Below are 24,131 nucleotides of genomic sequence, written 5' to 3' on the forward strand. Positions count from 1 at the left end.
GCGCGCCTCGGCGATGGCGACAATCTTCTTCGGCGGCGGAGATAGCGCCCTGCGGTCTCTTCGTTCGGGTGAGTGAGGCCGGTCGAAATCACCTTGGTGTCGACGCGCCTCGGCGGCGCCGCCGGCGCGCGCGTCCATGCTGCAGACCTCGTCGGGGATCTTCGCGTCGCGGGCGCAGCTGATGAAGCAGCAGGTCTCGTCGACGTGCAGCAACTCGATGCTGCCCGGAAACTTCGCATCTAGCTAGCTTGCGCGACTGCCACTTGCCGATGATGTCGCCCTGTCGAAGCATCAGCTCGAACTGCGCGGCGACGCCGATCGACAGGTACAGCGCGCGGTCGCGATCGATGATGCCCTTGTCAGCCATCTCGGGCGCGCCGCGCAGGAAGTCGCGGACGTGGGCATAGGTCAGTTCCTGCTCGCGCTCGAACTGCACCTTCAGCACGGTGCGAACCATTGCTGCTGCGTTGATGCGCCGGCGGCCGACGCTCTCGATGGTCACCTTCAGGTCGGCGACCGAGGCGCCTCCTGGGACCGGCTGTTGTTCTGGCTGTTGAACAATCGACGCGCGACACTTGACGTGTCTGCAACCACTGAGTTAATCCCGTTCAGGTTGCATGCACGGACCTCGGGGCAACGTGTTTTCACTTTCGCGGCGCACGGCAGCGCCCTTGTTTCTGCTGGTGGTTCTTGCCCTGATCGCGCTGGCCTGGTTCCAGCATCGCGTGGGGCGCTACCCCTACTACGCTTTCGACGACATGGACCAGATCACGGCACTCGACGTGCTGCTGATCGAGGGCGGCCGGCTGCCCGACCAGATCTCGCACCCCACGGCCGGCATGTATCTGCTCGTCTCCTGGACGCAGCGACTGGCCTATCTCGCGGGGCGGCTGCACCTGCGCGACTTCGCGGCGCTGCCGGACTGGACGAATCCTCTGCTCGGCATCGCCGAGCTGATCGAATTCCTGCGTGGCCACCTTCCGTATGTGGCCGTCGGCGCCGCACTGGCGATCGCCGGCGCCGTGACGCTCGCGGTCGGCGAGGGCGCCTGGATGCTGGTTGCGGTGTTCGCCTGCATGCTGACGTCGCGGACGCTGGCGCTCCACACGCTCATCTTCCGCACCGACCTGTTCGCACTGTTCTATGCCGCGCTGGCGCTGCTGCTGGGGACGCTGGCGCTGCGCACCGAGCGCAGGACGGCGCTCGCCTTCGCCGTGCTTTCGGGGCTCGCCTGCGGCCTCGCGGTCACTTCCAAGGTGCAGATCGTGCCGACGGCAGCAGCGGCGCCGCTGCTGGCGCTGCTGATGATGGTGAAGCAGGGGCGGGGGTCCGCGTTCGGCCGCATCGAGCTGCGGCACAACATGTTCATCATGGCCGCCGCGCTTGCAGCGCTCGGCGCGCTGCTGCTGCTGGCGCTTCCGCGTCTGCCGGAGCATTTCTATCACTACCGCAGTTCGTTCTCGAACATCTGGCTTTGCGGCGCAGCTCTCGTTGCGGTCGCGACGCCCGGGCTTGCGACGCGATACCTGCCGCGAGACGGCGTGCCCTACCGCTTTTTCTCGTTCGCGAACCTGATGGCGCTCGGCTTTGTCGCGGCGTTTCCGGTGCTGGCCCTGGTGGCGACGAACCCGCTCAATGCGGTGCGTTTCGTGGCGGCGATCGCGAAGGTCTCGTTGCTCGGCACGATCGATCCCGCGCTGAACCCGCATCCGCCGCGCCTGCTCGAGCAGTTTGCTGCCGCGCCGCTGCTGTTCATGCTGCCCCTGGTGGCGGTGGCGCTGCTCGCGTTCGGCGATCGCAAGCCGACGCGCGGCGCGGCGATCCGGGTGCTGGTCGCGATCGGCGTGTTGGCGCTGGCGTCAGCGGCGTGCTTCAGCCGAGGCATCGTAGGGACCGATGTCATCTTCACGGAGCCGCTGATCCTGCTGCTCAGCTGCCTGGCGCTCGGGATGGTCTGGCGGCAGCATTCCGCCTGGCTGCATGCGGCGGCGGCCGGCTGCGCGGCCGTGCTGGCCCTGCACGCCGTCGCCCAGGGCGAGATCACGGCGCTGGCGGATGCCACGGGTCCGCGCTACTTCCGGGAATCACGCCAGCTCGTGACCTGCTGCGGCAGGGGCAACCAGAGCGCGATCGAGGCCGTTCTGCAGCGGCGACTCGGCGATGTGCCGGAGCTGTCCCGGGACGCCGCATTCCGCCAGGCGGCCAACTACGGCGCGGTGAGCCTTCGAATTGCGACTATCCTGCCCAACCGCGGAGCGATCGACTGGCGCCGGATCGGCGTGCTCGGCGAAGGGCTGGCCTTGTCAGGCGTCGGCGAGAGGATCACCCGCGTGCCGGAGACGCTGCACGGCGCCGCGGTCTATGTGCCGCCCCCGATCGCCCCGTGCCGGGCCGCCTGGCTCGACCGCCCCCTGGCCTACTTCGGGTTGTTCAGCCTCGAGGCGGAGGCCTGGCGGCGCTGCCACCCGGAGACCATCCGGCCGCGATCGGACATGGCCGTGCTGGTGTTCATTCCGGCAGCCCGGCGCGCCGAGTTCGGCCTCGCGGACGATGCGCCGGTCGTCGGCATCAGCACGCGGGACTATGTGGGTGTGACGGTGCCGGCGGATGTCGGCAACGATCTGCTGTTGCGGCTCGATGCGATTGCCGAACGCTTCATCGTGATCCGGCGGGCCTATGGCTAGCGCAGGTCATCCGATTTTCGAAGCAACTATCTGATGACGCGATACTTTTTCGCCGCGCGACGGCTGGCTCGGGCTGCCTATACAGCCGCGACGCGCGGTACCTCTCGCGCGTTCCGGGGCCAGGAGTCATCGACAATTTGACTCCCTCCCGCCCGCTTCGATGGCGACGTGACGCGCCGACCTCGACGCAAGCACCGCATCGAACTTGATGGCCGCCCGCTCACGATTGCGACCGGCGACCCCCGGTCAACGGGCGTGCGTGATCTTGTCGTGTTCTGCCAGGACTATCGCAGCAACGGCAGCGAGAAGGCTATCATTCCACCAAGAAGGACTCCGCCGGCGATCGCACCAGGCTGCAGGCTGGCTCATCAAGCATCGGATGAAGGATTACTTGCTCCCTCAAAGCGCCTGAAGTCACCTAGTTGAGTGAGCCGCACTCACGACAGCGGAGGCACTGCTCACCGAGCATGTATCGTGCTTGACGAAACTGGGCAGCGCCAACCCTCGTTTTGCGGGAGGGACAAACCGAGAGACATTTTCGCGTCCGCCAGCACAGAACAAGCTTCCTCAACATTGCCCAAAACAATCCAGCCCTAATATCAACGATTATTGAGCCACCGCTAGTTGAGTAAGGCTGGTCTTTAGGTCAATCGTACCCCGTCAGCGCACGTGTAGACGCAGCTTCATGGACATTTCCCGCCGCGAAAGCGGCAGATCCCACCCGTAAATTTCTCAATGATCAAATACCTTGTGCCGGTGCTCGGCTTGCTATTGTCGGCGTGTTCAAACCTCGGTCTTTGGCCGGACACATCCTCGACACCGCCGCCCACCGCTGCGGCGGTGACCGGACCACCGACCCAAGATGACATCCAGAAGGGCGTTGAGAAGCTTGCGGTTGAGGCCAAACTCGTGAGGCCTGTGGAGATGTCTTCGCTTCGGAAGGCGGAGCACGGTCCCGGCGATTATTTTGTGTGCCTGAGAGAAGTTAATCCGCCTCCGGATCAGTCACGACGCACATATTCAGTGTTCTTCAATTCCGTCTATGTGGGCTCCCGCCTATCCGTGATCCTCGAAGCATGCGAGCAGCAGCAGTACACCTTGATGAACTGAGGCCCAATCGGCCGCAGGCGTCGCTCTCGAATAGCTCTTGCGGCCCGGCGCCGCGACGTTCCGCGTGATCGGCGGCATCGCGGTAGGGCTCACAGAAGGGTCCGCCAGCGTGAACCGCCGAGGTCGCTATTGCGGATGCTGGCCGGAACGCTGGTGCGGCTTGCGCAATTTGCCACGACGGCCGCGCCCAACTCGAACTTGGAAGGGCCGGACGTTCTCGATCAGCGCTTGTGCCGGTCTGGCATGAGGATTGCTCAGCAGGGCGGGGTTGTGCCCGGGGAAATGCCTGATGACGTTGCACATGATGGGAATTGGGATTTTCCCAGGCCCGCAGCGGGAGGGCCACGGCCGTCTGGAGTAGGAAAACCTGCCGGAGCGACACGCCGAACGCTTTCAAGGGGCCTTGGCAGCTTCCCCTCTGGACGGCGCGCTTGACCCCGGCCATAAGCTTCCCGCACGAGGAAATTGTGGTCGGCTGCATTTGATGACTGCTGCCTGTGCCGGCGGGACCAACGGTTGAAAATGCGTAAGTTCAGTCTCGATCGCGGCAGTACAGACACATCTGTTGCCCTCGATGCCCTGAGGGCACTCGCGGCTCAAATGGTGTGTGTGGGTCACGGTCTCGTTTTCTTCAGTGTCGGCAACTGGCTCAAGCCTCCGGCGTCTCCCTACATCCAAAACGTCGGCGTCCTGCTGTTTTTTGTCATGTCCGGTTTTTGGATAACCGCGACATTGATCACCAACGCGGCTCGCCCGGAATACAGTTTCCTTGACTACTTTATCGATCGTTTCGCGCGCATCTATTCCGCGCTGATCCCCGCTCTTGTTCTCATCATCGTGGTGGACGCGGTCACGATCTGGCTCACCGGCGAGATCACCATAGAACGCAACTACAATCTGAAAACATTTGTTGCAAATCTCGCGATGCTCGAAGGTTATCGTGGCATTTATGGACCGTCCCATTTGCAATGGGCAACGTTCGGATCAGCAGCCCCGCTTTGGACGCTCGCGATCGAATGGCACATTTACATGCTGGTGGGCGCCGTATTTTTTCTGCTTAAAGGGCGCGGACCCTGGCTCCTTCTGATTCCGGTGGCGCTGTTTTTTGGCCAAACGCCTTTCCACCTTCTTTTCGGTGCGTTTCAGGAGGGCGGTGGCGGAACTGGCTTGTTCGCGCTCTGGCTCGGTGGCGCTGCTCTCTATTTGTTTTTTCGCTGCTATGTGCCGCCAGCCTTCTTGTCGGTGTTGGCGTTGCTCGCCGCCGGCGCCGCTTACTTTTGGATGGTCACACCGGGTCGCGAGTACAACATGGCGACCTACTTCGCTCTGGTCGCAGTCATAGGATCCCTGATCGCCATGACGCAGTGGACGAACGAGGCCGGATCAGTGCGCGTGGTCAGGATCGCAGCCGATTATTCGTTCACCCTTTATCTGATACATCACACCATCATGGCCGCGATCATTACGACGATGCCAAGTGCGCGTGGTCCGGCCTGGTTTTGGACTGCCGTACTATCATCGAACATCGTGGCGTACCTTCTCGCCCGACCATTCGAAATGCGGCATAAGGAATTGGCTCGTTGGCTGCGCTCCTTTGGCAGGACATCGACGAGAAAAAACAAAAAATGGACTGATTTGGACAGCTCGGTTCCTAACCAGGACACGCTGTAGCTCGTCCCGTTCCGCACCCCGAGCCAGCTGTATTGCAAGTCGCCGGTCGCACCGACGGCTTCAACATTAGCGACCCTCATCGGTCGAAGCTGATCCAGCAACGGACGGCCGGGCGTCAGTGGAGCGGTTTGAGCCGGCCGATTCCCCGCGCTGCTGGAGATGAATAGCCGGTGAACGCGCCTGTCCTGTGCCAAAATCGATTACCTTCCAAGGAAACCGACAGGAGCTTCACAGCGTTGGTTCCTGCAAGCCATGGGAGGAGTGAACATGCCACTGACCAGCGCCGCAGCCGCGGCAATCCTTGCCGTCCAGCTCGGGACGCCCGCAGCGATCCAGAGCGAACCACCCGCCATCCAAAACCACGCCCCGATCGTGCAGGTTGGGTACTGCGGAAACGGCTATGACATCGACATCTACGGCCACTGTTACCCGAACGGGGTGATACCCCCGCAATATCAGGCCGCGCGACGATACGGTCGACATGGACGATACGGCGCTTATGCCGGTCCCGTTCCTTGCGGCAATGGCGCTGACATCGATAGCCGGGATGGCCAATGCTACCCGACAGGCACGGTGCCGCCCCAGTTTCAGCAGGGACGGCAGGGCTACTACTATGGCCGTCAACGTCGCGGTTACTACGACGAAGATTGACCTCGCCCCGCGTCACCGTTGCGCCGGCCAAATGGCATCAGGGTTGAATGAAAGCCAGTCCGCCGACGGCCTGGAGTCGGCCGCGCGGCTCCTGGCGCCGGGTTGCCCGTCCCGCACCAAATTGCTCGAGCAACCGTTAGGCCTCGCCATGGACATATCGGCGTTGGCGCATTCCGATGATAGTCCGCTTGCGCGGCGTTGCGCTTTTTCGGCAAATCAATTCGATGCGTACCAGCCGCGTGGAAATGGTAGAAACGGCCACGCCAAGCGATTGTCGTTCGCGGCTCCGGCCGGCCCCCGAACGGACGTCGTGACGACCGGAACAGGCGGCGTTGATCGCACCGCCAAGCGCAGATATGCGCACTGCAAATTCATTGTGGTGGCCCCCGCCGGCAAGTCTTTTCAAAAAGCGATTTCAATCGAAATTTCCCGCACCCCAGAACGGCACGCTCATATTCAATTCACGCGTGCATCCTAGAAAGGTCGGCGCCGCCTTTCAAGCGGTCTCACGACTTACCCACGAGGGGTAAGGTTGATTGGTTAGGTTAAAGCCGATCGGGTATTGCAGCGACCAGGGCAGCTGTTATCAAACCGCTTCCGGCTCGCGACGGGCTGCTGCAATTCACGCTCACACAAGGTCACAGTTCGTCGCGGCGATCGTATTTGTGAGTTCTGCGTCATGTCCTTCGATCGCAATGTCCGAACCGTCGATCCACAGTCGAACTGGGCCGAGATCTGGCACCTCTGGACCGTGATCGTGCCGCGCCGCTCGATCAACGGGCAGCTCGTCTATGGCAAGGTCTGGCGCCGTCACGACGGGCGCGACTGGATCTACCGGAAATTCACCGAATATGACGGCGAGGCTGCGGCCTGAGCCGCAACCTGGCTCAGGCGGCCTTTGCAGGCGGAGCGGCCGCCGGTTTTGCCGGCGGTGGCTTCAGCGGCTTGTCCTGCCGCTTCGACCAGGAGATGTAATAGGCGACCGTCGTCATGATCGCGATGCCGGCGATGGACACGAAGAGCTGCGCGAACAGCGAGCCCGAGCTCATCGACAGCTCGAAATGGCCGACAAAGGACAGGAATACGCCGACGCAGAACACCGCGAGCGATTGCTGGCCACACACGATCACCGGATCGAAGATCTTCCACTCCAGCCCCGGCCAGTCCTTCGGTACGAAGCGTATCACCAGGATCACGATGACCACGAAGTGGATGAAGCGGTAGGGCGCGAGGTTGGTCTTATCGTTCGGGTTGAAGGCCGAGAACAGCCATTCCGGCATCATGCCGCCAAGGGCGGGGAAGCGACCCGCCATGGTCATGACCAGTGCGAACGCCAGATAGCCGAAGCAAAGCCATATCGTGACCGGTGAATTGATCAGCCTGCCGGAGCGGCGCGCGCCGCCCATCGCACACCAGGCGCCGAACACGAACAGCACCTGCCAGCAATAGGGGTTGAAGTACCACTGGCCGGCCGGATAGGCATTCAGGTTCAGGCTGAAGTGACGCGCGGTCAGCCACAGGATGATGGACAGCACCATGGTCAGGTCGGGTTTGCGCAGCATGAACCACAGCACCGGCGGAAACAGCCCCATCAGCACGATGTAGAGCGGCAGCACGTCGAGATTGAGCGGCTTGAAGCGCAGGAACAGGCCCTGGCGCAGCGTTTCGGTGGCATTGTCGACGAGACCGGCGACGTTGAACTCGTTGATCATCTCGGAATCGCCGAAGCGCAGCGCCAGATAGCTGATCGAGGCGATGTAGATGACAAACAGGATGATGTGGGCGACGTAGAGCTGCCAGACCCGCTTGGTCAGGCGCGTCGCGCCGACGATGAAGCCGCGCTCCAGCATCATTCGCGCATAGACGAACGACGCCGTGTAGCCGGAGATGAAGACGAACAGGTCAGCCGCGTCGGAAAAGCCGTAATTGCGTGTCGTGATCCAGTTCACGACATTGTCAGGGATGTGGTCGAGGAAGATCGCCCAGTTGGCGACGCCGCGAAACAGGTCGAGCCTGAGGTCACGGCCCTTCTCGGGGAGCGTGGCGTTGATGTTCAGGAAGGCCATGCGACGGGAGCTTTCGAAGGAGGCGGGTACGCTGAGATCGGCGAAGCTGGGCCGCCGGGCGGGATTCCCGGGCGGCGGGCGGGTACGCAATTGTCACAGTGCAGCATAATGACTATACCCGAGGGTGAGAAAGCCGGGGCCCCGGAATCACCGATCAGTTCCCGAAAGGTGTCTCTATACTATGCCCGCGGTTTCCACCAATCGCTACCGTGACGCATTGAAATCGAACGAAAAGACGAAGAGGCCGGACCGCCAATGACCGCACGCATTTTCAAGCCCGCCAAGAACGCGATGCAATCCGGCCGGTCCAAGACCAAGGAATGGCAGCTCGACTACGAGCCGGAGCAGCCGCGCGCGGTCGAGCCGCTGATGGGCTGGACCTCGTCCGGCGACATGAAGCAGCAGATCACGTTGCGCTTCCACACCAAGGACGAGGCGGTTGCCTATTGCGAGCGCAAGGGGATCGCCTACCAGGTGATCGAGCCCAAGGAATCCCTGCACCGCCAGGTCGCGTATGCAGACAACTTCTCGTTCCGGCGCGGTGAGCCCTGGACCCACTGAGAGGCTTTGCTTTCGGTCGGCTCCCGGAAGAGCACTTGGCACCCCACCGGCCACGTGCTTCGCTGGTCCGCATGACACGACCATGACGAGGTGGGGGATGGCCGCGCGACACCAGCTCGACGGCATCGATCTGAAGATCCTATCCGAACTGCAGCAGGACGGGCGCGTCCGCAACAACCAGCTGGCGCTGCGCGTCGGCGTGTCCCCGCCGAACTGCCTGCGGCGGCTGAAGTCGCTGTTCAGCCGCGGCGTGATCCGCGCGGTGCGGGCCGTGATCGACGAGCGGCTGCTCGGCTATGAGGTGGTGTCGTTCGTCTCGATCCAACTCGGCAGCCAGGCCCAGCCGGTGCTCGAGGCGTTCGAGGGGTCGATCGCGGCGATCCCGCGCATCCAGCAGTGCTGGCGCATTTCGGGCGACACCGACTATCTGCTCAGATGCGTGGCACCCAGCGTCGAGAGCATGCGGCAGCAGTTGTTGCATTTCGCCGCCATGCCCAACGTGAAGAACGTCCGCAGCTTTCCCGTGCTGGGGGTCGCCAAGGACGTGCCGCTGCCGGTGCAGGAGATTGTTGCGGCGGCGCCGGCAGGATGAGGGTGCTCGCGTCTGAATTCGGCGGCCGGCGGGCCTCTAGCGGTACCGGCCGCGAAACTCGCGCGGGCTGGCGCCGGTCCAGGTCCGGAAGGCCCGCGAGAAGCTTTTTTCGTTGCGGAAGCCGGCGATCTCCGCGATCCGCTTGATCGGGGTGCGACCGCGCATCAGCTCCTGCTTGGCGAACTCGAGCTTGGCTTCCTCCTTCAGATCACGCAGCGAGGTTGCCTCCTCGCGCAGACGGCGGTGCATGGTGCGGGTGGACAGGGCGAGCTCGCCGGCGACATCGTCCGCGCCCAAAATGCGTCCGCGCGCCTCGCGCAGCACGCGCCTGACGCGCTCGACCAGCAATCGATCGCGCCGATAGGGCAGCACGGTCAGGCGCAGCGCGCCCTTGAGCATGTTGTCGAGATCGGCGGCACTGCGGGCCAGCGGCAGCGAGAGATAATGCCTGTCGAACACGATGCGGGCCGCCTCCGCATCGAAGCGGACATGCTTGCAGAAGATGGTCGGATAGACCGAGACATGGACCGGCTCGGAATAGGGAAATTCCGCCGCGCGCAGTGCGATCGCCGAATCCACGGCCCAGCAGGAGAAGCCGAGCACGTAGCGGAGCAGGGTGACGAGACAGAATTCGCGCAAAGCTCCGAGATCGCGCTGCTCTTGAAGGGAGATGGTCGCGGTCTCGCCGCTGACCCCGAGCTCGAACAACACGTCTTCCGTCAGCAGGCGGTGATGCCGGCACCAGCGCTTCAGCGCGACCTCGAGAGTGGGCGCGGTGATGGAGGCGCGGCACAGCATGCCGTAGGTGCCCCACGGCAGCCTGCGCGAGAACCAGCCAAGCGCCTCGTCGTCGAGCTCGCGCATCGCGTGGCCGGCGAGCGCCTCGAACTGCGCCGCAGTGACCCGCCCGTCGGGCGATCCCACGAGGTCGGGCAGGACCTGGCCTTTGCTCAGCGCCTCGGCCGGATCCCGCCCGTAGCGGACATAGGCAGCGACCACACCCCGGACAAAGGCTGCGGGCGTCATGGCACGGCGGGGCGTAGCGGTCGCGGCTTGGAAAGGCATTGCAAGTCCTTTGGAAAATCCTCGCCAAACTTGGCGGAAAATGCAACCTTTTCGACCGCCAGAACACCCGGGCGGGGGTAGGTTCGAGCCCGACAAGATCTAGGAGGAATCGCCTTGAACATCCCGAGCATCGATTTCGATCTGGGCGAAGACATCAGCATGCTGCGCGACACGTTGCGCGCCTTCGTGGAGGCCGAGATCGCCCCGCGCGCCGCAGACATCGAGCAGGCCAACCTGTTCCCGGCGGAGCTCTGGAAGCGCCTCGGCGAGCTTGGCGTGCTCGGCATGACCGCGCCCGAGCAATATGGCGGCTCCAACATGGGCTATCTCGCCCATATCGTCGCCATGGAGGAGATTTCGCGCGGCTCGGCCGCCGTGGGGCTGTCCTACGGCGCGCATTCCAACCTCTGCGTCAACCAGATCCGCCGCAACGGCAATGACGCGCAGCGCCAGCGCTATCTGCCGAAGCTGATCTCCGGCGAGAATGTCGGGGCGCTCGCGATGTCCGAGCCCGGCGCCGGCTCCGACGTCGTCTCGATGAAGCTGCGCGCCGACAAGCGCGGCGACCGCTATGTGCTGAATGGCTCGAAGATGTGGATCACCAATGGCGGCGACGCCGACGTGCTGGTGGTCTACGCCAAGACCGATCCCGAGGCCGGCCCGCGCGGCATGACGGCGTTCCTGATCGAGAAGGGCTTCAAGGGCTTCACCCACGGCCAGCATCTCGACAAGCTCGGCATGCGTGGCTCCAACACCTATCCGCTGTTCTTCGACGACTGCGAGGTGCCGGAGGAGAACGTGCTGGGCAAGGTGGGCGAGGGCGTCAAGGTGCTGATGTCCGGCCTCGACTATGAGCGCGCGGTGCTCTCGGGCGGCCCGCTCGGCATCATGGCGGCGTGCATGGATGCGGTGGTGCCCTACATGCACGAGCGCAAACAGTTCGGCCAGCCGATCGGCGACTTCCAGCTGATGCAGGGCAAGCTCGCCGACATGTATGCGACCTGGCAGGCCACGCGCGCCTACGTCTATGCGGTGGGCCGCGCCTGTGACCGTGCCGATCATGCACGCACGCTGCGCAAGGATTCCGCCGCCGCAATCCTCTATTCCGCGGAGAAGGCGACGTGGATGGCGGGCGAAGCGATCCAGGCACTGGGCGGCGTCGGCTATACGTCCGAATTTCCGGTCGGCCGACTCTGGCGCGACGCCAAGCTCTACGAGATCGGGGCGGGCACGTCCGAGGTGCGCCGCATGCTGATCGGCCGCGAGCTGATGTCGGAAACCGCTTAGATCCTCCACGCAACCCATTCACAGCAAACGCGGGACCCCATGCCGCTGCATTCCAGCATCGATCCATCGTCGTCCGATTTCGCGCGCAACGCCGATGCCATGCGCGCACTCGTCGCGGACTTGCGCGAAAAACTCGGCCAGGTTGCCGGTGGCGGCGGCGAAGCCTCGCGCAACCGCCATACCGCGCGCGGCAAGATGCTGGCGCGCGAGCGCGTCGACCTGCTGCTTGATCCCGGGACCTCGTTCCTGGAGCTGTCGCCGCTGGCGGCCCACGGCCTCTATGGCGGCGACGTGCATTCGGCCAGCATCGTCACGGGTGTGGGGCGCATCTCGGGCCGTGAATGCGTCGTTGTCGCCAACGACGCCACCATCAAGGGCGGCACCTATTACCCCATGACCGTGAAGAAGCATCTGCGCGCGCAGGACATTGCGCGGCAGAACAATCTGCCCTGCGTCTACATGGTCGATTCCGGCGGTGCTTTCCTGCCCCTGCAGGACGAGATCTTTCCGGACGAGCGGCATTTCGGCCGCATCTTCTACAACCAGGCGCAGATGTCGTCGCAGGGCATCCCTCAGATCGCCATCGTGATGGGCTCCTGCACCGCCGGCGGCGCCTATGTGCCTGCGATGTCGGACGAGAGCATCATCGTGCGCAATCAGGGCACCATCTTCCTCGGCGGCCCGCCGCTGGTGAAGGCCGCGACCGGCGAGGTCGTCAGTGCGGAAGAGCTCGGCGGCGCAGATGTGCATTCGCGGCAATCCGGCGTGACCGATCACTACGCCCAGAACGACCCGCACGCGATCGGGATCGCCCGTCGCATCGTCGGCACGTTGAAGCGGCAGGCCAAGCCGAACCTCAACATGCATAAGCCGCGCGATCCGCTGTTTGCGGCGGAGGAGATCTACGGCGTGGTGCCCGTCGACGGCCGCAAGCCGTTCGACGTACGCGACATCATCGCCCGCGTTGTCGACGGTTCCGAGTTCGACGAGTTCAAGAAGCTGTACGGCACCACGCTGGTCTGCGGCTTCGCCCATATCTGGGGCTATCCGGTCGGCATCATCGCCAACAACGGCATTCTCTTCAGTGAGAGCTCGCTGAAGGGCGCGCATTTCATCGAGCTGTGCTGCCAGCGCGGCATTCCCCTGGTGTTTCTACAGAACATCACCGGTTTCATGGTCGGCAAGAAATACGAGGCCGGCGGCATCGCGCGCGACGGCGCCAAGCTGGTGACGGCGGTCGCAACCGCCTCGGTGCCGAAGTTCACCGTGGTGATCGGTGGCTCCTACGGCGCCGGCAATTACGGCATGTGCGGCCGTGCCTACTCACCGCGCTTCCTCTGGATGTGGCCGAATGCGCGCATCTCGGTGATGGGCGGCGAGCAGGCATCCATGGTGCTGAGCCAGGTCCGCCGCGACAACATCGAGGCCAATGGCGATAGCTGGTCGAAGGAAGCGGAGGATAAATTTCGCGAGCCCATTCGCGCGCAATATGAGAGCCAGGGGCATCCGTATTACGCGACCGCGCGCCTTTGGGACGACGGCGTGATCGACCCGGCCGACACGCGCCTCGTGCTCGGCCTCGGCCTTTCGGCGGCGTCGAATGCGCCGATCGAGCCGACCAAGTTCGGCCTGTTCAGGATGTGATGCGATGGACCGTTCGAAGCTCTACCGCCGTTTCCGCACGCTCCTGATCGCCAACCGGGGCGAGATCGCCTGCCGCGTCATCCGCACCGCCCGGGCGATGGGGCTGCGCACAGTCGCCGTCTATTCCGAGGCCGACCGCGATGCCATGCACGTCGCGCTCGCCGACGAGGCCGTGCTGCTCGGGCCCGCGCGCGCCCGCGACAGCTATCTCAATGTCGTGCGGCTGATCGAGGCCGCGCGCAAGACGGGCGCCGAGGCCGTGCATCCCGGCTACGGCTTCCTGTCGGAGAATGCCGAATTCGCGCAGGCCTGCTTTGATGCGGGCCTGGTCTTCGTCGGCCCGACCGCGGAAATGATGACGGCGATGGGTTCGAAATCGGGCTCGAAGGCGCTGATGGAGAGAGCCGGCGTGCCGCTTGTGCCGGGCTATCACGGCGAGGCCCAGGACGATGCGACGCTGTCGAAGGCCGCCGACAAGATCGGCTTTCCGATCCTGGTGAAGGCATCCGCCGGCGGCGGCGGCCGCGGCATGCGCATCGTGCGCTCTGCGGCTGAGCTTGCGCCTGCGATCGTCAGTGCGAAGCGCGAAGCCAAGGCTGCGTTCGGCGACGACCGCATGCTCATCGAGAAATATGTCGACAATCCCCGGCATATCGAGGTGCAGATCATCGGCGACAGCCACGGCAACCTGCTGTCGCTGTTCGAGCGCGAATGCACGCTGCAGCGTCGCCACCAGAAGGTGATCGAGGAGGCGCCATCGCCGACGCTCAATGCCGCCCAGCGCGAGACGGTCTGCGCCGCCGCGCGAAAGGCGGCGGGCGCGGTCAACTATGTCGGTGCCGGCACCATCGAATTCGTCTCCGACGGCAGGGACGTGTTCTTCATCGAAATGAACACACGTCTCCAGGTCGAGCACCCCGTGACCGAGTTGATCACGGGCATCGATCTCGTCGAATGGCAGCTGCGCGTCGCCTTCGGCGAGGCGCTGCCGCTGAAGCAGGACGAAGTCAAGCTCAAGGGCCACGCCGTCGAGGCGCGGGTTTATGCGGAGAACCCGACCAGGAGCTTCATGCCGTCGGTCGGCAAAATCTCGACCTGGCGGCTCCCGGCGGAGACCGGTGGCTTGCGCATCGACGCCGGCTATCGGGAAGGCGATACAGTCTCGCCGTATTACGACGCCATGCTGGCCAAGATGATCGCGTGGGCGCCGACGCGCGATGTAGCGATCGACCGGCTCAACCGCGGCCTGGAGGACTCCGACGTCCGCGGCATCGTCACCAATATCCCGTTCCTGTCGGCGCTGATCACGCACCCGAAGCTGCGGGCGAATGCGATCGATACCGGCTTCATCGAGCGCGAACTGGCGGCGCTGACCCAGGCTTCGCCGGCGCCCGGCGAGCTCGAGCTTTGCGCGGCAGTGGCTGCGATCGTCAATGAAGAACGGCAGGTTGCGCAAAGCGAGCCGAGCTCACCCTGGCAGACCTTTGGCTGGCAGCCGGTCGGCCGCCGCCGGCGCAGCTTTGCCTTCCGCGTCGGGCACGGGCCCGAGCAGAAGATCGCGCTGAACTACGGCAACGGGTTGTCGACGCTGGTCATCGGCGATCGCGAGCTGGCGTTCACCGTTGCGCCAAAAGACGGCGGCCTTGATCTGACGCTGGATGACGTCAAAACCTCGGTCGCAGCGGTGATCTCCGGGCACGAGCTGTATCTGCGCACACGCAACGGCCGTTTCGATCTGCACTGGGTCGATCCGTTCGGCGGCGAGACCGAGGAGCAGACCGGCGCGGACAAGATCGCAGCTCCCTTGCCGGGCACCGTCGTCGCCGTGCTGGCCGAGGAGGGCGCAAGGCTCGAGAAGGGCGCGCCGATCCTCACCCTGGAAGTGATGAAGATGGAGCAGACGCTGCGCGCGCCTTATGCCGGCGTGCTGAAGTCCATCAAGTGCGAGGTCGGCGACATCGTCCAGGAAGGTGTCGAGCTCGCCGTGGTCGAGGCCTCGGAAGGGTGACTTGGGAAGAATAACTTGGGAAGAATAACTTGGGGAGAGTGACATGAGCGATCCCGTCCGCATCATCGAGATGGGGCCGCGCGATGGCCTCCAGAACGAGAAGACACCAGTCAGCGTCGCGGCCCGCATCGCCTTCATCGAGGCGCTGGTCGCAGCCGGGCTCGACACCGTCGAGGTCGGTGCCTTCGTCTCGCCCAAGGCGATCCCGCAGATGGCAAGCTCCGATGCCGTGCTGCGCGGCGTTGCGCACGTGAGCGGCGCCGAATTCCACGTGCTGGTGCCGAACGAGAAGGGCTACGACGCCGCGCGAGCCGCCGGCGCCAAGGTGGTTTCCGTGTTCGCGGCGGCCTCAGAGGGCTTCTCGCGGGCCAACATCAACTGCACGGTCGCGGAGTCGATCGAGCGGTTCAAGCCGGTGCTGGCGCGCGCCAAGGCCGACGGCGTGAAGGTGCGCGGCTATGTCTCCTGCGTGCTAGGCTGTCCCTTCGATGGCGAGATCAAACCGAAGGCCGTCGCCGATCTTGCTGTGACGCTGTGGGATCTCGGCTGCTACGAAATTTCACTCGGCGACACCATCGGCGTCGGCACGCCTGATAGAGCCAAGGAGATGCTGCGCGCGGTTGCCGCCAACATTCCCGCGGCGAAGCTTGCGATGCATTTCCACGACACCTACGGCCAGGCGCTCGCCAATCTCTATGCCGGCCTGGAGGAGGGGGTCCGCGTCATCGATGCCGCAGCGGGCGGGCTCGGCGGCTGCCCCTATGCACCGGGGGCGACGGGGAATGTTGCGACCGAGGATGTCGTTTATATGCTCGAGGGCATGGGGGTGAAGACCGGCGTCGATATGGAGAAGCTGCTGGCCGCGACCAATGCGATGGGCCGCGTGCTTGGCAAACCGCCTGTGAGCCGGGTGGCGACGGCGCTGAACGCGAAGAAGAAGCGAATTGTCGCCTGACCCAGCGATGGAAAGAGCGTCACCGGCTCCCGTCCGGCCCCATCACCAGGTCCGGCAGCCAGGTCGAGATCTCCGGCACCAGACACAGCAGCAACACCGCGCCCATCATCAACAGCACGAACGGCAGCGTGCCCCAGATCACCTCGCTCAGCGAAATATCAGGCGCGACGTTGCGGATGACGAAGATGTTGAGGCCGACGGGTGGATGGATCAGCCCCATCTCCATGACGATGGTCATGACCACGCCAAACCAGATGATGTCGAAATTGGCGGCTCGTAACGGCGGCAGGATGATCGGCGCGGTCATGAGAATGATCGAGACCGGCGGCAGGAAGAAGCCGAGCACGACCACCATGACGAGGATCGCAAACAGCAGCCCCCAGCGCGGCAGGTGCATCGCGACGACGGATTCGGCCGCCGATTGCGAGATGTGCAGATAGCTCATCACGTAGGAATAGAGCAGCGACATGCCGATGATCATCATCAGCATGGTCGATTCCCGGATGGTCGATTTCATGATGGGCGCAAGGTCGCTCGGCCGCCAGACGCCGTAGATCGCAGCGATCAGCCCCAAGGCGAGAAGCCCGCCGAGGCCGGCCGTCTCCGACGGGGTGGCGTAACCGCCATAGAGTGCAGCCATGACGCCGGTGAGCAGCAGCACGAACGGCATCACGCGCGGCAGCACGTTGAAGCGTTCGGCCAGCGTGTACTCGTCACGGGTCAGGATAGCCGCTTGCGGCCCCCCTGTCTTGTAAGCGGCTTCGGCCGCGGCATATTCCTGCCGGAAGCGGACCACGGCGTAGCCGCCGAACAGCGAGACCAGCAGCAGGCCAGGGCCGATGCCGGCGAGAAACAGCCGTCCCAGCGACTTTTCAGCAGCGACCGCAAACAGGATCATGGTGATCGACGGTGGCAGCAGGATGCCGAGCGTGCCGCCGGCCGCGATGATGCCTGCAGCAAAGCCGCCGGAATAGCCGCGCTTGCGCATCTCGGGAATGCCGGCCGAGCCGATGGCCGAGCAGGTCGCGGGCGAGGAGCCCGCCATCGCCGCAAACAGCGCACAGGCGAAGACGTTGGCGACGCCCAGGCCGCCGGGCACCCGGTGCAGCCAGGCGTGCAGTGCCGAGTAGAGATCCTGGCCGGCGCGCGACTTGCCGATCGCCGCGCCCTTCAGGATGAAGAGCGGGATCGAGAGCAGCGTGATCGAGGCCATTTCCTCGTAGACGTTCTGCGTCACCGTGTCGAGCGAGGCCGAAGGCATATAGATGCCCATGAACACGACCGCGACCGCACCCAGCGCGAACGCGATGGGCATGCCCGAAAACATCACGACCAGCGTCGCGACGCCGTAAGCGATACCGATGCCGAAAACGCTCATGGACGCCTGGCTCCCGCGAATGGCAGCGCCAACTGCACGAGGATCTGGATGCAGAGGAGGCTCATGCCGAGCGCCATCAGGGAATAGGGAATGGCGAGCGGCGGCGACCACATCGAGTTCGAGACCTGGCCGTCGACGTAAGCTTCATGCGTCAGCGTCCAGGATTTCCAGGTGAAGAACGCGCAGAACAGGAACGTCAAGGCATCGACCAACCAGAGTCTGATCCTGTTCGCCTGCGGTGACAGCAGGCCGACAAAGGCCTCGATGCCGATATGGCCGCGGTTCTGCTGCACGTACGCCGCCGTCATGAAGGTGGCGCCGACCAGCAGGAACACGGCGGCCTCGTCCTGCCAGTAATTGGCGGCCTTGAACAGCGCGCGGCTGAGCACGCTATAGCTCAGGATGGCGCAAGCCGCGACCAGCGCCAGCGCGGCGAGAACGACGATCATGCCATTGAGGATGGCGAGGCCACGATCAAGCGCTGCCGCAAGGCCGGTCCTTGCGGCAACATTGTTCGTGTCCTCACGATCCGGAAACGGACCGTGGCTCATGCGGCGACGTCGGAGGCGAGCTTGAGCAGGTTCGCAGCGGTCGCAGTCTTGGCGCCATAATCCTTCCACGCGGTGTCGCGGGCGATGTCGCGCCATTTGCCGACGGTGGCGGCATCGAGCGCGCTCACCTTTGCGCCGGCCTTCTCATAGACCTTGGCGACCTCGACGTCGTCATCCTGCGCGCCCTTGCGGCCGAAGGCCTCCAACTCCTCGCCGACGGCGAGGAGGATGTTCTGCTGGTTCTTCGGCAGCTTGTCGAAGATCGCCTTCGACATCATCAGCGGCTCGAGCATGAACCAGTAGGAGGCGCCGGCGCCCGAGGTCAGCGATTTCGCGACCTCTTCGAGGCGGAACGAGATCAGGCTGGTGGAGGACGTGATGCCGGCGTCGCACGCGCCGGTCTGCATCGCCGCGTAGATTTCGTTCGAGGGCACCGACAGCACCGAGGCGCCGGCGGTCTGCAGCACCATGTCCATCTCGCGCGAGCCGCCGCGCACCTTCATGCCCTTGGCGTCTTCAGGCGATATGATCGCCTTGGAGCGGCTGGCAACGCCGCCCGCCTGCCAGACCCAGCTCAGGAGGATAATGCCCTTGTCGGCGAGGAAGTCCGTCAGCGCCTTGCCGACCGGCTCCTTCTTCCAGCGCATGCCCTGGTCGTAGGTGGTGACGAGGCCCGGCATCAGGCCGATATTGGTCTCCGGCAATTCGCCGCCGGCATAGGGCATCGGATAGAGCGAGATGTCGAGCGCGCCCTTGCGCATCGCGGAGAACTGCGCGTTGGTCTTGATCAGCGAAGAGTTCGGATAGATCTCGGCTGCGATGTCGCCATTGCTGCGCTTCGCAACTTCGGCAGCGAACATGCGGCAGAGCCGGTCGCGGAAATCGCCCTTGTCGATGGTGCCGCCCGGAAATTGGTGCGAGATTTTCAGCGTGGTTGCGGCGTGCGCGGTGCCGAGGCCGAAGCGCAAGATGGCGGGTGCGGCGACTGCGGTCGCGAGCAGATGACGGCGCGTGAACATGGATGATCCCTTGAGCGGTTCTTCGAAGCGGTTCTTGTTTGACGTGATCTGGGCGGGTCATGAGACCGGCGTGAGGGCCCATCCTAGCCGGTCTTCGACGTCGAGTTCTCTCAATCTGATAGTTCGAGACGGAATGCCGCGGCAAGGGCTGGCCTTGCTGCGCTGCACACCGGGCCTCCCTGTTTCAATCGTGAAGGCTGCGTCTCGGGCGAGGATCGCGCGAGACGCGCCCCATCCGAAAAAATCTACAGCCTGGCGTAACAAGAACGCGCGTCGATCCGTCGAGATTGTGTAGCGGCACACGTCGCTGACATACACCATCTCGAAGGGATTATTTCTGATGACCATTCGCACCCGCATCGTGCTCGGCGTCTCCGCTGCCGCACTCTCGCTTGGCCTCGCGCTGTCGCCGGCCGCCTTCGCTCAGGACAAGATGGGCAAGGACGACGGCATGATGAAGAAGGACACGATGTCCAAGGACGGCATGAAGAAAGACACCATGTCCAAGGGCGACGGCATGAAGAAGGACACGATGTCGAAAGACGGAATGAAGAAAGACGACGGGATGATGAAGAAGAACTGATCTTCCACCGGCGTCGCCGCGTTTAGGGAAGCCAGGCATTTACGAACGTTCCGGGGCGGCATATCGGCCGCCCCGAACGTGATGTCTCGGCTCAAATTCAATTGAACGTGATGCGTTACTTCCGCTTGGCCTTGCGCGCGGCGTAGCGGGCGTCGCGCTTCGCCTTCTGCTCGGCTTCCAGCTCAGCCTGCCTGGCGATCGCTTCTTCCGCCTCCCGGGCGATCCGCGCCGCCTCCGCGGCAGCAGCTTCTTCCGCGATGCGCTTCTGCTCGGCCTTTTCAGCCTCGCGCGCAGCCTTTACTTCGGCGCGCTTGGCCGCAAGCGCCTCGCGCTCGGCACGACGTGCCGCGACCGCAGGGTCGTCGTGCCCCGGCTGCGACTTGAATTTGTTCAAAAGATTTTTGCGTGCTTCCTGAGCGGCCTTTTGCCGGTCGGAGAATCCTGGTTCCCTGAAACTCATCTAACGAACCTTGTCATCCTCGCTTTCGATCCTACATCACTGCTGTTGGTACGTCGGCTGGGCACAAGCAGGCGCCACGCGACGCAGAAGCGTGTACATCGCCGCGCGCCGCGAAGCCACCCATAATCGCAGCCGATCAGGTCAACGAAATCGCTTATCCAGCCGATCCTTCGTAGCCCGGAAAAACTGCCGAATTGTGATGCCCCTCATAAGGGCACCCAGCGGCGGCGCCTAGCGTCCGCCCAGCGAGAGACGGAGCACGGGCATGATTATTTTCCGGCTGAGCCTGAAGGCCCTTGCAATCACGGCCACGGCAGCGGTTGTCGCGGGTGCGGTGCTGTTGGCCGCCCGCCCACAACCGATCGAGAGCACCGCTCTCGGGGCTGCATGGGAGTGCACCCAGACCGCGTTCATCCTGACGAGCTGCGCGCCGCGCACTCAGCACGCCGCCCCGGCGGTCGAGAGCCTGCGCAAGGAAGCGCTGAGGCGTCCGACCAGCGGGTGAGGGCCAGGAATCGCGCGGGATGTGACGCGTGGCCGCACAGGTGGTAAACCGCCTCACCAAGCGATAGCGTCCCCATGTCCGAGCCCGAATCCAAGCGTTCTAAGCCTTCCAAGTCCAACCCTTCGCCGAGACCGCAATCCGGCGACAGTCGTCGCGGGGCGATCGCGGGCCTGATCATCGCTGCGGTCATTCTGGCCGTCGGCCTGTGGCTCGCCCGCGACCTCACTGCCGCCAGCAAGATGCAGGATTGCGTGATGTCGGGGCGCAGCAATTGCAATGTGATCGAGCCGGCACGCTAGACCCGCTTGGTTCGCAGGGCCCAAAAATTGCCGCGATCTCAAACGTCTGCTGCGGGACCTAGCCGACTCGGCAGGTCAGTTATGTCAGCCGGCACCGGCCGGGCGCGATCCGAATCGTCTATGGCGCTTGGACCACGGCGATTTGCGAAAGTTGAGGGGGTAGGCACCGATGAGTGCGTTCAGCCGCATGAAGATCATTATTCCCATGGTTTCGGCCATATCGTTGCTGGCGATGTCCGCGCAAGCGCAGGACGCAGCGCCGCCGAAGGGAGCTGGCCAGCCGCCAGGGCAGGATGCCGGTGCGCCGCGCAAAGGCCCTCCGCCGCAGGCAGGGCGGACCGGGCCGCAGCCGGGCGGGCAGGCCCATGTGGCTCCTGCACCCGGAGCAGGTCCCGGCCCGCATGGCCCTGGCCCGCGCAATGCCGGTGGGCCATCCCCGGGACCACATCGTGCCATGGCGCGCGGTCCGGCGCCCATGCACGATTGGGGCGGTCACTCCTATCGCGGCAATCTGGCCTGGGACGGCGGACGCTGGCGCCACGAGGTCCACAACGGCCGCGCCGGCTGGTGGTGGGACGTCGGCGGCGTCTGGTACTATTATCCGCAGCGGATGGAGGGCCCGCCTGCCTACATCTCCGAAGACTATATCGACGACGTGCCGGTGGCCTATGCGCCGCCGGGACCGCCGGTCGCCTACGAACCTCCGCCGCCTCCACCGCCGCCCGCGGATCCCGGCGCCAGTGCGCTGGGCGGAGCCATCGTCGGCGGTCTGCTGGGTGGCCTGATTTCTGGCAACGCCTCGGGTGCGGCCGCAGGCGCCGTGATCGGCGGTGCGACCGGCGCCATCGCCGGCGCCACCGCCGCGTCGCGCCCCGGCTACTATCTGGCCCAGGGCAACTGCTATTACCGCTATCCCAGCGGCCAATATGTGCAGACCAATCCCCGCGCCTGCTACTGAACTTCTCTCGCAAGAGCCGATGTGAATGATGGATGAGGCGGGCCCGGTGCCCGCCTCGTTGCGTTGCGCGCGGGTTTAGACGAACCGGAACCCGGCTGTGATTGCAATTTCACGGCAACGAAACCTGGTCTCACTGCTTTGTGCGCGCGGCGTTTAGAACGATCGCGCGGCGGCGCGTTTAGCCCCTCTGCGAGCAAACGATCAGAGGATTATTTCATGAAACTTGCAGCGATCACCCTGGGGCTTGCGTTGGCCGTTTCGTCGACGGCTGCTTTCGCACAAGGTGCCGGCGGCTCTGCTGGCGGCGGTGCTTCGACAGGCGCGTCCCCGGGCGGCGTCGGGACGTCCGGCGGCGTGTCATCCGGCACCAGCGGAACGACGACCGGGACAGGGACGGGCGGCGCAACCGGCGCCACAGGCGGGATGAACACGACGATCAACCCGTCCGGCAACACCTTGTTGCCAAGCGGACAAAATCCGTCACAACCGGCGACGGGTCCGAACAACTCGACGGGTCGCTAGGGCTCGCCGGACCGAGTACACAGAATACGAAGACCGGCCCGATCGATTCCGTCGTGGCCGGTCTTCGCGTATCTGCCAACACGGCTCTCTTTGCGCGCAAATTCCATTCCGGTAACATCGTGTTGGGTTGCGCGAAGGCCCGACTTTCGTCCTCCGCAATCATACGGACGAAATTGCCACGCACTTGTCCTTATCGGCCGGCTAAAATTGGCCGCATGTGTACGCCCTACGACCCACAGCACGAGGCCGAGGCTGCGATGAAGCGCGCCGCGGCATCCGAAGGTCCCGACCGGCAGCGACTCATCGAATTGGCGCTGGCTTGGCATCAGCTTGCGCGCGATCGTCGCGAAACGAGCGGACGCGCTGATTTCTGCCTGACAGAAGAGACCGCGCGGTTCGGGCCTGGTCGCCGGCCATGAGAAAGCCCCGCGCTCGCTGGACAAGCACGGGGCCTTTCAAAGCCGACCCGGGGCTGGCGGGTCGGCACCACTCTATTTCGTCGCAGACAACCTGGTGGCCGTGATCTTGTTCCGCGCGGCCGTCGCCTTTGTGCGCGCCGGATTCGGCCTTGGCTCATATTGTTGAATGCATGAACAATCCACGTCCGCGCAAGGCGGCGTTAAGACTTGCGCGGTTCTGCTTTGCGCGGCTGCGATTCGTGTTTCGGGAACGGACCGGAGTCGGACCGTGAACAAACGAATCGCGGGTCCGTTCAAGATCAGCTCTTGAGCATTATTCGATCGCAGAGGGCGATCGCTTCTGATGGCCTCGATGCGCCAACGCATGCACTGCGGCGGTGAGTTGATGCCGGCTCATGGCGACCTCCGCAATCGAGGCCTGCGCCACCTCGATCCGCTTTGCGATCAGGCCTGAGTTGACGTCCACGAACGCGTCGAGTGCCACAAACGACATCGCGACGATCGCGATCGCACAGGCGATTGCCATTTTCGTCAGCTCGGCTCGCGGCATCGGTTGTCCGTTATCATGGGCGCAATTCGCCCGCCGCCGCTAGATAGGGTGAATCTGTCTGCTTCAAAGCCGGCGCCGAGGGTTACCCACGCGTTCGTGAGAGATGACAGAGTCATGATGAACGCCGGCGCATTCGGCAGGATCGAGGCTCTGGCGATCCCGGCAGGAATCGAACCTGCAACCCTCAGAGTAGAAATCTGATGCTCTATCCAGTTGAGCTACGGGACCGTCCTGTGCCACCCCCGTTTGGGAGGCTGATCGTTCATACCACATGCCAATAAGAAAAATCTGGCCGTTCGCCAAGTCTGAACCGAACCGTTTTCCTCTGAGCCGCGACAAACCGGAACGGTGGAGTGTCAGGGTGCCGGGTTGAGCGGCAGCGGACCGGACGACGGATCACGTCGCCGGCAACGCTGAGGAGCTTCCGGGACACGGCCGCCGGTCGATCGGTCCGATATTGCTGCGCCCCAGGACGGCGTGCGCGGCGATAGCGCGATTGGTCTCCTCTGGGCGTGGCTTGCCATGACGAATGCGACGTTTTGCACCTTGTGGTTCCATCGCCACGAGTCCGTCACCTTTCCGCACACTTTATC

At 64.1% G+C, this 24,131-nt stretch carries 25 protein-coding genes and 1 tRNA gene; 17 read left to right on the plus strand and 9 right to left on the minus strand.

What is annotated here, in order from left to right; genetic code table 11:
* Nucleotides 1-88: 88 nt before the first annotated feature.
* Nucleotides 89-502: a hypothetical protein gene (locus ACVIIW_RS26855; RefSeq protein ID WP_456703497.1), complete on the minus strand. Its 414-nt coding sequence runs from the start codon at nt 500-502 to the stop codon at nt 89-91.
* Nucleotides 503-683: 181 nt separating this feature from the next.
* Here ACVIIW_RS26855 and ACVIIW_RS26860 point away from each other — a divergent pair, with 181 nt between their 5' ends.
* The 6 genes from ACVIIW_RS26860 (at nt 684) to ACVIIW_RS26885 (ending at nt 6,990) form a co-directional block, all read left to right on the plus strand.
* On the plus strand, nt 684-2,684 hold the full coding sequence (locus ACVIIW_RS26860; RefSeq protein ID WP_456703498.1) for a hypothetical protein: 2,001 nt from the start codon (nt 684-686) through the stop codon (nt 2,682-2,684).
* A 735-nt stretch (nt 2,685-3,419) separates the two neighbouring features.
* Nucleotides 3,420-3,794 carry a hypothetical protein gene (locus ACVIIW_RS26865; RefSeq protein ID WP_456703499.1) on the plus strand — a complete coding sequence of 125 codons (375 nt, stop codon included), beginning with the start codon at nt 3,420-3,422 and terminating at the stop codon, nt 3,792-3,794.
* 522 nt (nt 3,795-4,316) lie between these two features.
* A complete protein-coding gene (locus ACVIIW_RS26870; protein WP_456705279.1) occupies nt 4,317-5,465 on the plus strand; it encodes an acyltransferase family protein in 1,149 nt (382 codons plus the stop codon).
* Between the two features lie 267 nt (nt 5,466-5,732).
* Nucleotides 5,733-6,116, plus strand: coding sequence for a hypothetical protein (locus tag ACVIIW_RS26875; RefSeq protein ID WP_456703500.1), 384 nt, complete (start codon nt 5,733-5,735; stop codon nt 6,114-6,116).
* The gene (locus ACVIIW_RS26880) at nt 6,079-6,594 is read left to right on the plus strand and encodes a hypothetical protein (protein ID WP_456703501.1); all 516 of its coding nucleotides are present in this window, start codon (nt 6,079-6,081) and stop codon (nt 6,592-6,594) included. The genes ACVIIW_RS26875 and ACVIIW_RS26880 overlap by 38 nt, the downstream gene beginning before the upstream one ends.
* Nucleotides 6,595-6,795: 201 nt before the next feature.
* Nucleotides 6,796-6,990: a hypothetical protein gene (locus tag ACVIIW_RS26885; RefSeq protein WP_456703502.1), complete on the plus strand. Its 195-nt coding sequence runs from the start codon at nt 6,796-6,798 to the stop codon at nt 6,988-6,990.
* A 13-nt stretch (nt 6,991-7,003) separates the two neighbouring features.
* Here the strand turns inward: ACVIIW_RS26885 and ACVIIW_RS26890 are convergent, their stop codons facing one another.
* Complete coding sequence (locus ACVIIW_RS26890) at nt 7,004-8,182, minus strand: OpgC domain-containing protein (RefSeq protein WP_456703503.1); 1,179 nt, start codon at nt 8,180-8,182, stop codon at nt 7,004-7,006.
* 255 nt (nt 8,183-8,437) lie between these two features.
* On the opposite strand from ACVIIW_RS26890, the gene ACVIIW_RS26895 reads away from it, so the two are divergent.
* Both ACVIIW_RS26895 and ACVIIW_RS26900 read left to right on the plus strand, forming a co-directional pair.
* Entirely contained in the window at nt 8,438-8,743 is a 306-nt protein-coding gene (locus ACVIIW_RS26895) for an ETC complex I subunit (protein WP_057754809.1), read from the plus strand.
* 97 nt (nt 8,744-8,840) lie between these two features.
* Complete coding sequence (locus tag ACVIIW_RS26900) at nt 8,841-9,335, plus strand: Lrp/AsnC family transcriptional regulator (RefSeq protein ID WP_456703504.1); 495 nt, start codon at nt 8,841-8,843, stop codon at nt 9,333-9,335.
* A 36-nt stretch (nt 9,336-9,371) separates the two neighbouring features.
* On the opposite strand, the gene ACVIIW_RS26905 is transcribed toward ACVIIW_RS26900, so the two are convergent.
* Complete coding sequence (locus ACVIIW_RS26905; protein ID WP_456703505.1) at nt 9,372-10,400, minus strand: AraC family transcriptional regulator; 1,029 nt, start codon at nt 10,398-10,400, stop codon at nt 9,372-9,374.
* 159 nt (nt 10,401-10,559) lie between these two features.
* Between ACVIIW_RS26905 and ACVIIW_RS26910 the strand changes: the two genes are divergently transcribed.
* From ACVIIW_RS26910 to ACVIIW_RS26925, 4 genes are read left to right on the plus strand one after another with little or no spacing between them, the layout of a single operon-like run.
* On the plus strand, nt 10,560-11,687 hold the full coding sequence (locus ACVIIW_RS26910) for an isovaleryl-CoA dehydrogenase (RefSeq protein WP_456705280.1): 1,128 nt from the start codon (nt 10,560-10,562) through the stop codon (nt 11,685-11,687).
* 39 nt (nt 11,688-11,726) lie between these two features.
* Nucleotides 11,727-13,331, plus strand: coding sequence for a carboxyl transferase domain-containing protein (locus tag ACVIIW_RS26915; protein WP_456703506.1), 1,605 nt, complete (start codon nt 11,727-11,729; stop codon nt 13,329-13,331).
* Between the two features lie 4 nt (nt 13,332-13,335).
* Nucleotides 13,336-15,339 carry an acetyl/propionyl/methylcrotonyl-CoA carboxylase subunit alpha gene (locus ACVIIW_RS26920; protein WP_456703507.1) on the plus strand — a complete coding sequence of 668 codons (2,004 nt, stop codon included), beginning with the start codon at nt 13,336-13,338 and terminating at the stop codon, nt 15,337-15,339.
* Nucleotides 15,340-15,382: 43 nt separating this feature from the next.
* Nucleotides 15,383-16,294 carry a hydroxymethylglutaryl-CoA lyase gene (locus ACVIIW_RS26925; protein ID WP_456703508.1) on the plus strand — a complete coding sequence of 304 codons (912 nt, stop codon included), beginning with the start codon at nt 15,383-15,385 and terminating at the stop codon, nt 16,292-16,294.
* Between the two features lie 19 nt (nt 16,295-16,313).
* Here the strand turns inward: ACVIIW_RS26925 and ACVIIW_RS26930 are convergent, their stop codons facing one another.
* From ACVIIW_RS26930 to ACVIIW_RS26940, 3 genes are read right to left on the minus strand one after another with little or no spacing between them, the layout of a single operon-like run.
* Nucleotides 16,314-17,672 carry a TRAP transporter large permease gene (locus ACVIIW_RS26930; RefSeq protein WP_456703509.1) on the minus strand — a complete coding sequence of 453 codons (1,359 nt, stop codon included), beginning with the start codon at nt 17,670-17,672 and terminating at the stop codon, nt 16,314-16,316.
* A complete protein-coding gene (locus tag ACVIIW_RS26935; protein ID WP_456703510.1) occupies nt 17,669-18,223 on the minus strand; it encodes a TRAP transporter small permease in 555 nt (184 codons plus the stop codon). The genes ACVIIW_RS26930 and ACVIIW_RS26935 overlap by 4 nt, the downstream gene beginning before the upstream one ends.
* Nucleotides 18,220-19,242 (minus strand): TRAP transporter substrate-binding protein, encoded by a 1,023-nt coding sequence (locus ACVIIW_RS26940; protein WP_456703511.1) that lies wholly within the window; start codon nt 19,240-19,242, stop codon nt 18,220-18,222. Before ACVIIW_RS26940 ends, ACVIIW_RS26935 begins: the two co-directional genes overlap by 4 nt.
* Before the next feature lie 340 nt (nt 19,243-19,582).
* Here ACVIIW_RS26940 and ACVIIW_RS26945 point away from each other — a divergent pair, with 340 nt between their 5' ends.
* Nucleotides 19,583-19,825 (plus strand): pentapeptide MXKDX repeat protein, encoded by a 243-nt coding sequence (locus ACVIIW_RS26945; RefSeq protein ID WP_092232808.1) that lies wholly within the window; start codon nt 19,583-19,585, stop codon nt 19,823-19,825.
* 115 nt (nt 19,826-19,940) lie between these two features.
* Here the strand turns inward: ACVIIW_RS26945 and ACVIIW_RS26950 are convergent, their stop codons facing one another.
* Entirely contained in the window at nt 19,941-20,285 is a 345-nt protein-coding gene (locus ACVIIW_RS26950; protein WP_092232811.1) for a DUF6481 family protein, read from the minus strand.
* 265 nt (nt 20,286-20,550) lie between these two features.
* On the opposite strand from ACVIIW_RS26950, the gene ACVIIW_RS26955 reads away from it, so the two are divergent.
* From ACVIIW_RS26955 to ACVIIW_RS26970, 4 genes are all read left to right on the plus strand, one after another.
* Nucleotides 20,551-20,790: a hypothetical protein gene (locus tag ACVIIW_RS26955; protein ID WP_456703512.1), complete on the plus strand. Its 240-nt coding sequence runs from the start codon at nt 20,551-20,553 to the stop codon at nt 20,788-20,790.
* A 74-nt stretch (nt 20,791-20,864) separates the two neighbouring features.
* Nucleotides 20,865-21,089, plus strand: coding sequence for a hypothetical protein (locus ACVIIW_RS26960; protein ID WP_456703513.1), 225 nt, complete (start codon nt 20,865-20,867; stop codon nt 21,087-21,089).
* Between the two features lie 169 nt (nt 21,090-21,258).
* Nucleotides 21,259-22,047, plus strand: coding sequence for a hypothetical protein (locus ACVIIW_RS26965; RefSeq protein WP_456703514.1), 789 nt, complete (start codon nt 21,259-21,261; stop codon nt 22,045-22,047).
* Between the two features lie 216 nt (nt 22,048-22,263).
* A complete protein-coding gene (locus ACVIIW_RS26970) occupies nt 22,264-22,569 on the plus strand; it encodes a hypothetical protein (protein WP_456703515.1) in 306 nt (101 codons plus the stop codon).
* A 732-nt stretch (nt 22,570-23,301) separates the two neighbouring features.
* On the opposite strand, the gene ACVIIW_RS26975 is transcribed toward ACVIIW_RS26970, so the two are convergent.
* The gene (locus ACVIIW_RS26975) at nt 23,302-23,538 is read right to left on the minus strand and encodes a hypothetical protein (RefSeq protein ID WP_456703516.1); all 237 of its coding nucleotides are present in this window, start codon (nt 23,536-23,538) and stop codon (nt 23,302-23,304) included.
* Nucleotides 23,539-23,689: 151 nt separating this feature from the next.
* Nucleotides 23,690-23,766 (minus strand) — tRNA-Arg (locus ACVIIW_RS26980).
* Nucleotides 23,767-24,131: the final 365 nt, after the last annotated feature.

The organism is Bradyrhizobium sp. USDA 4449 (assembly GCF_054056275.1).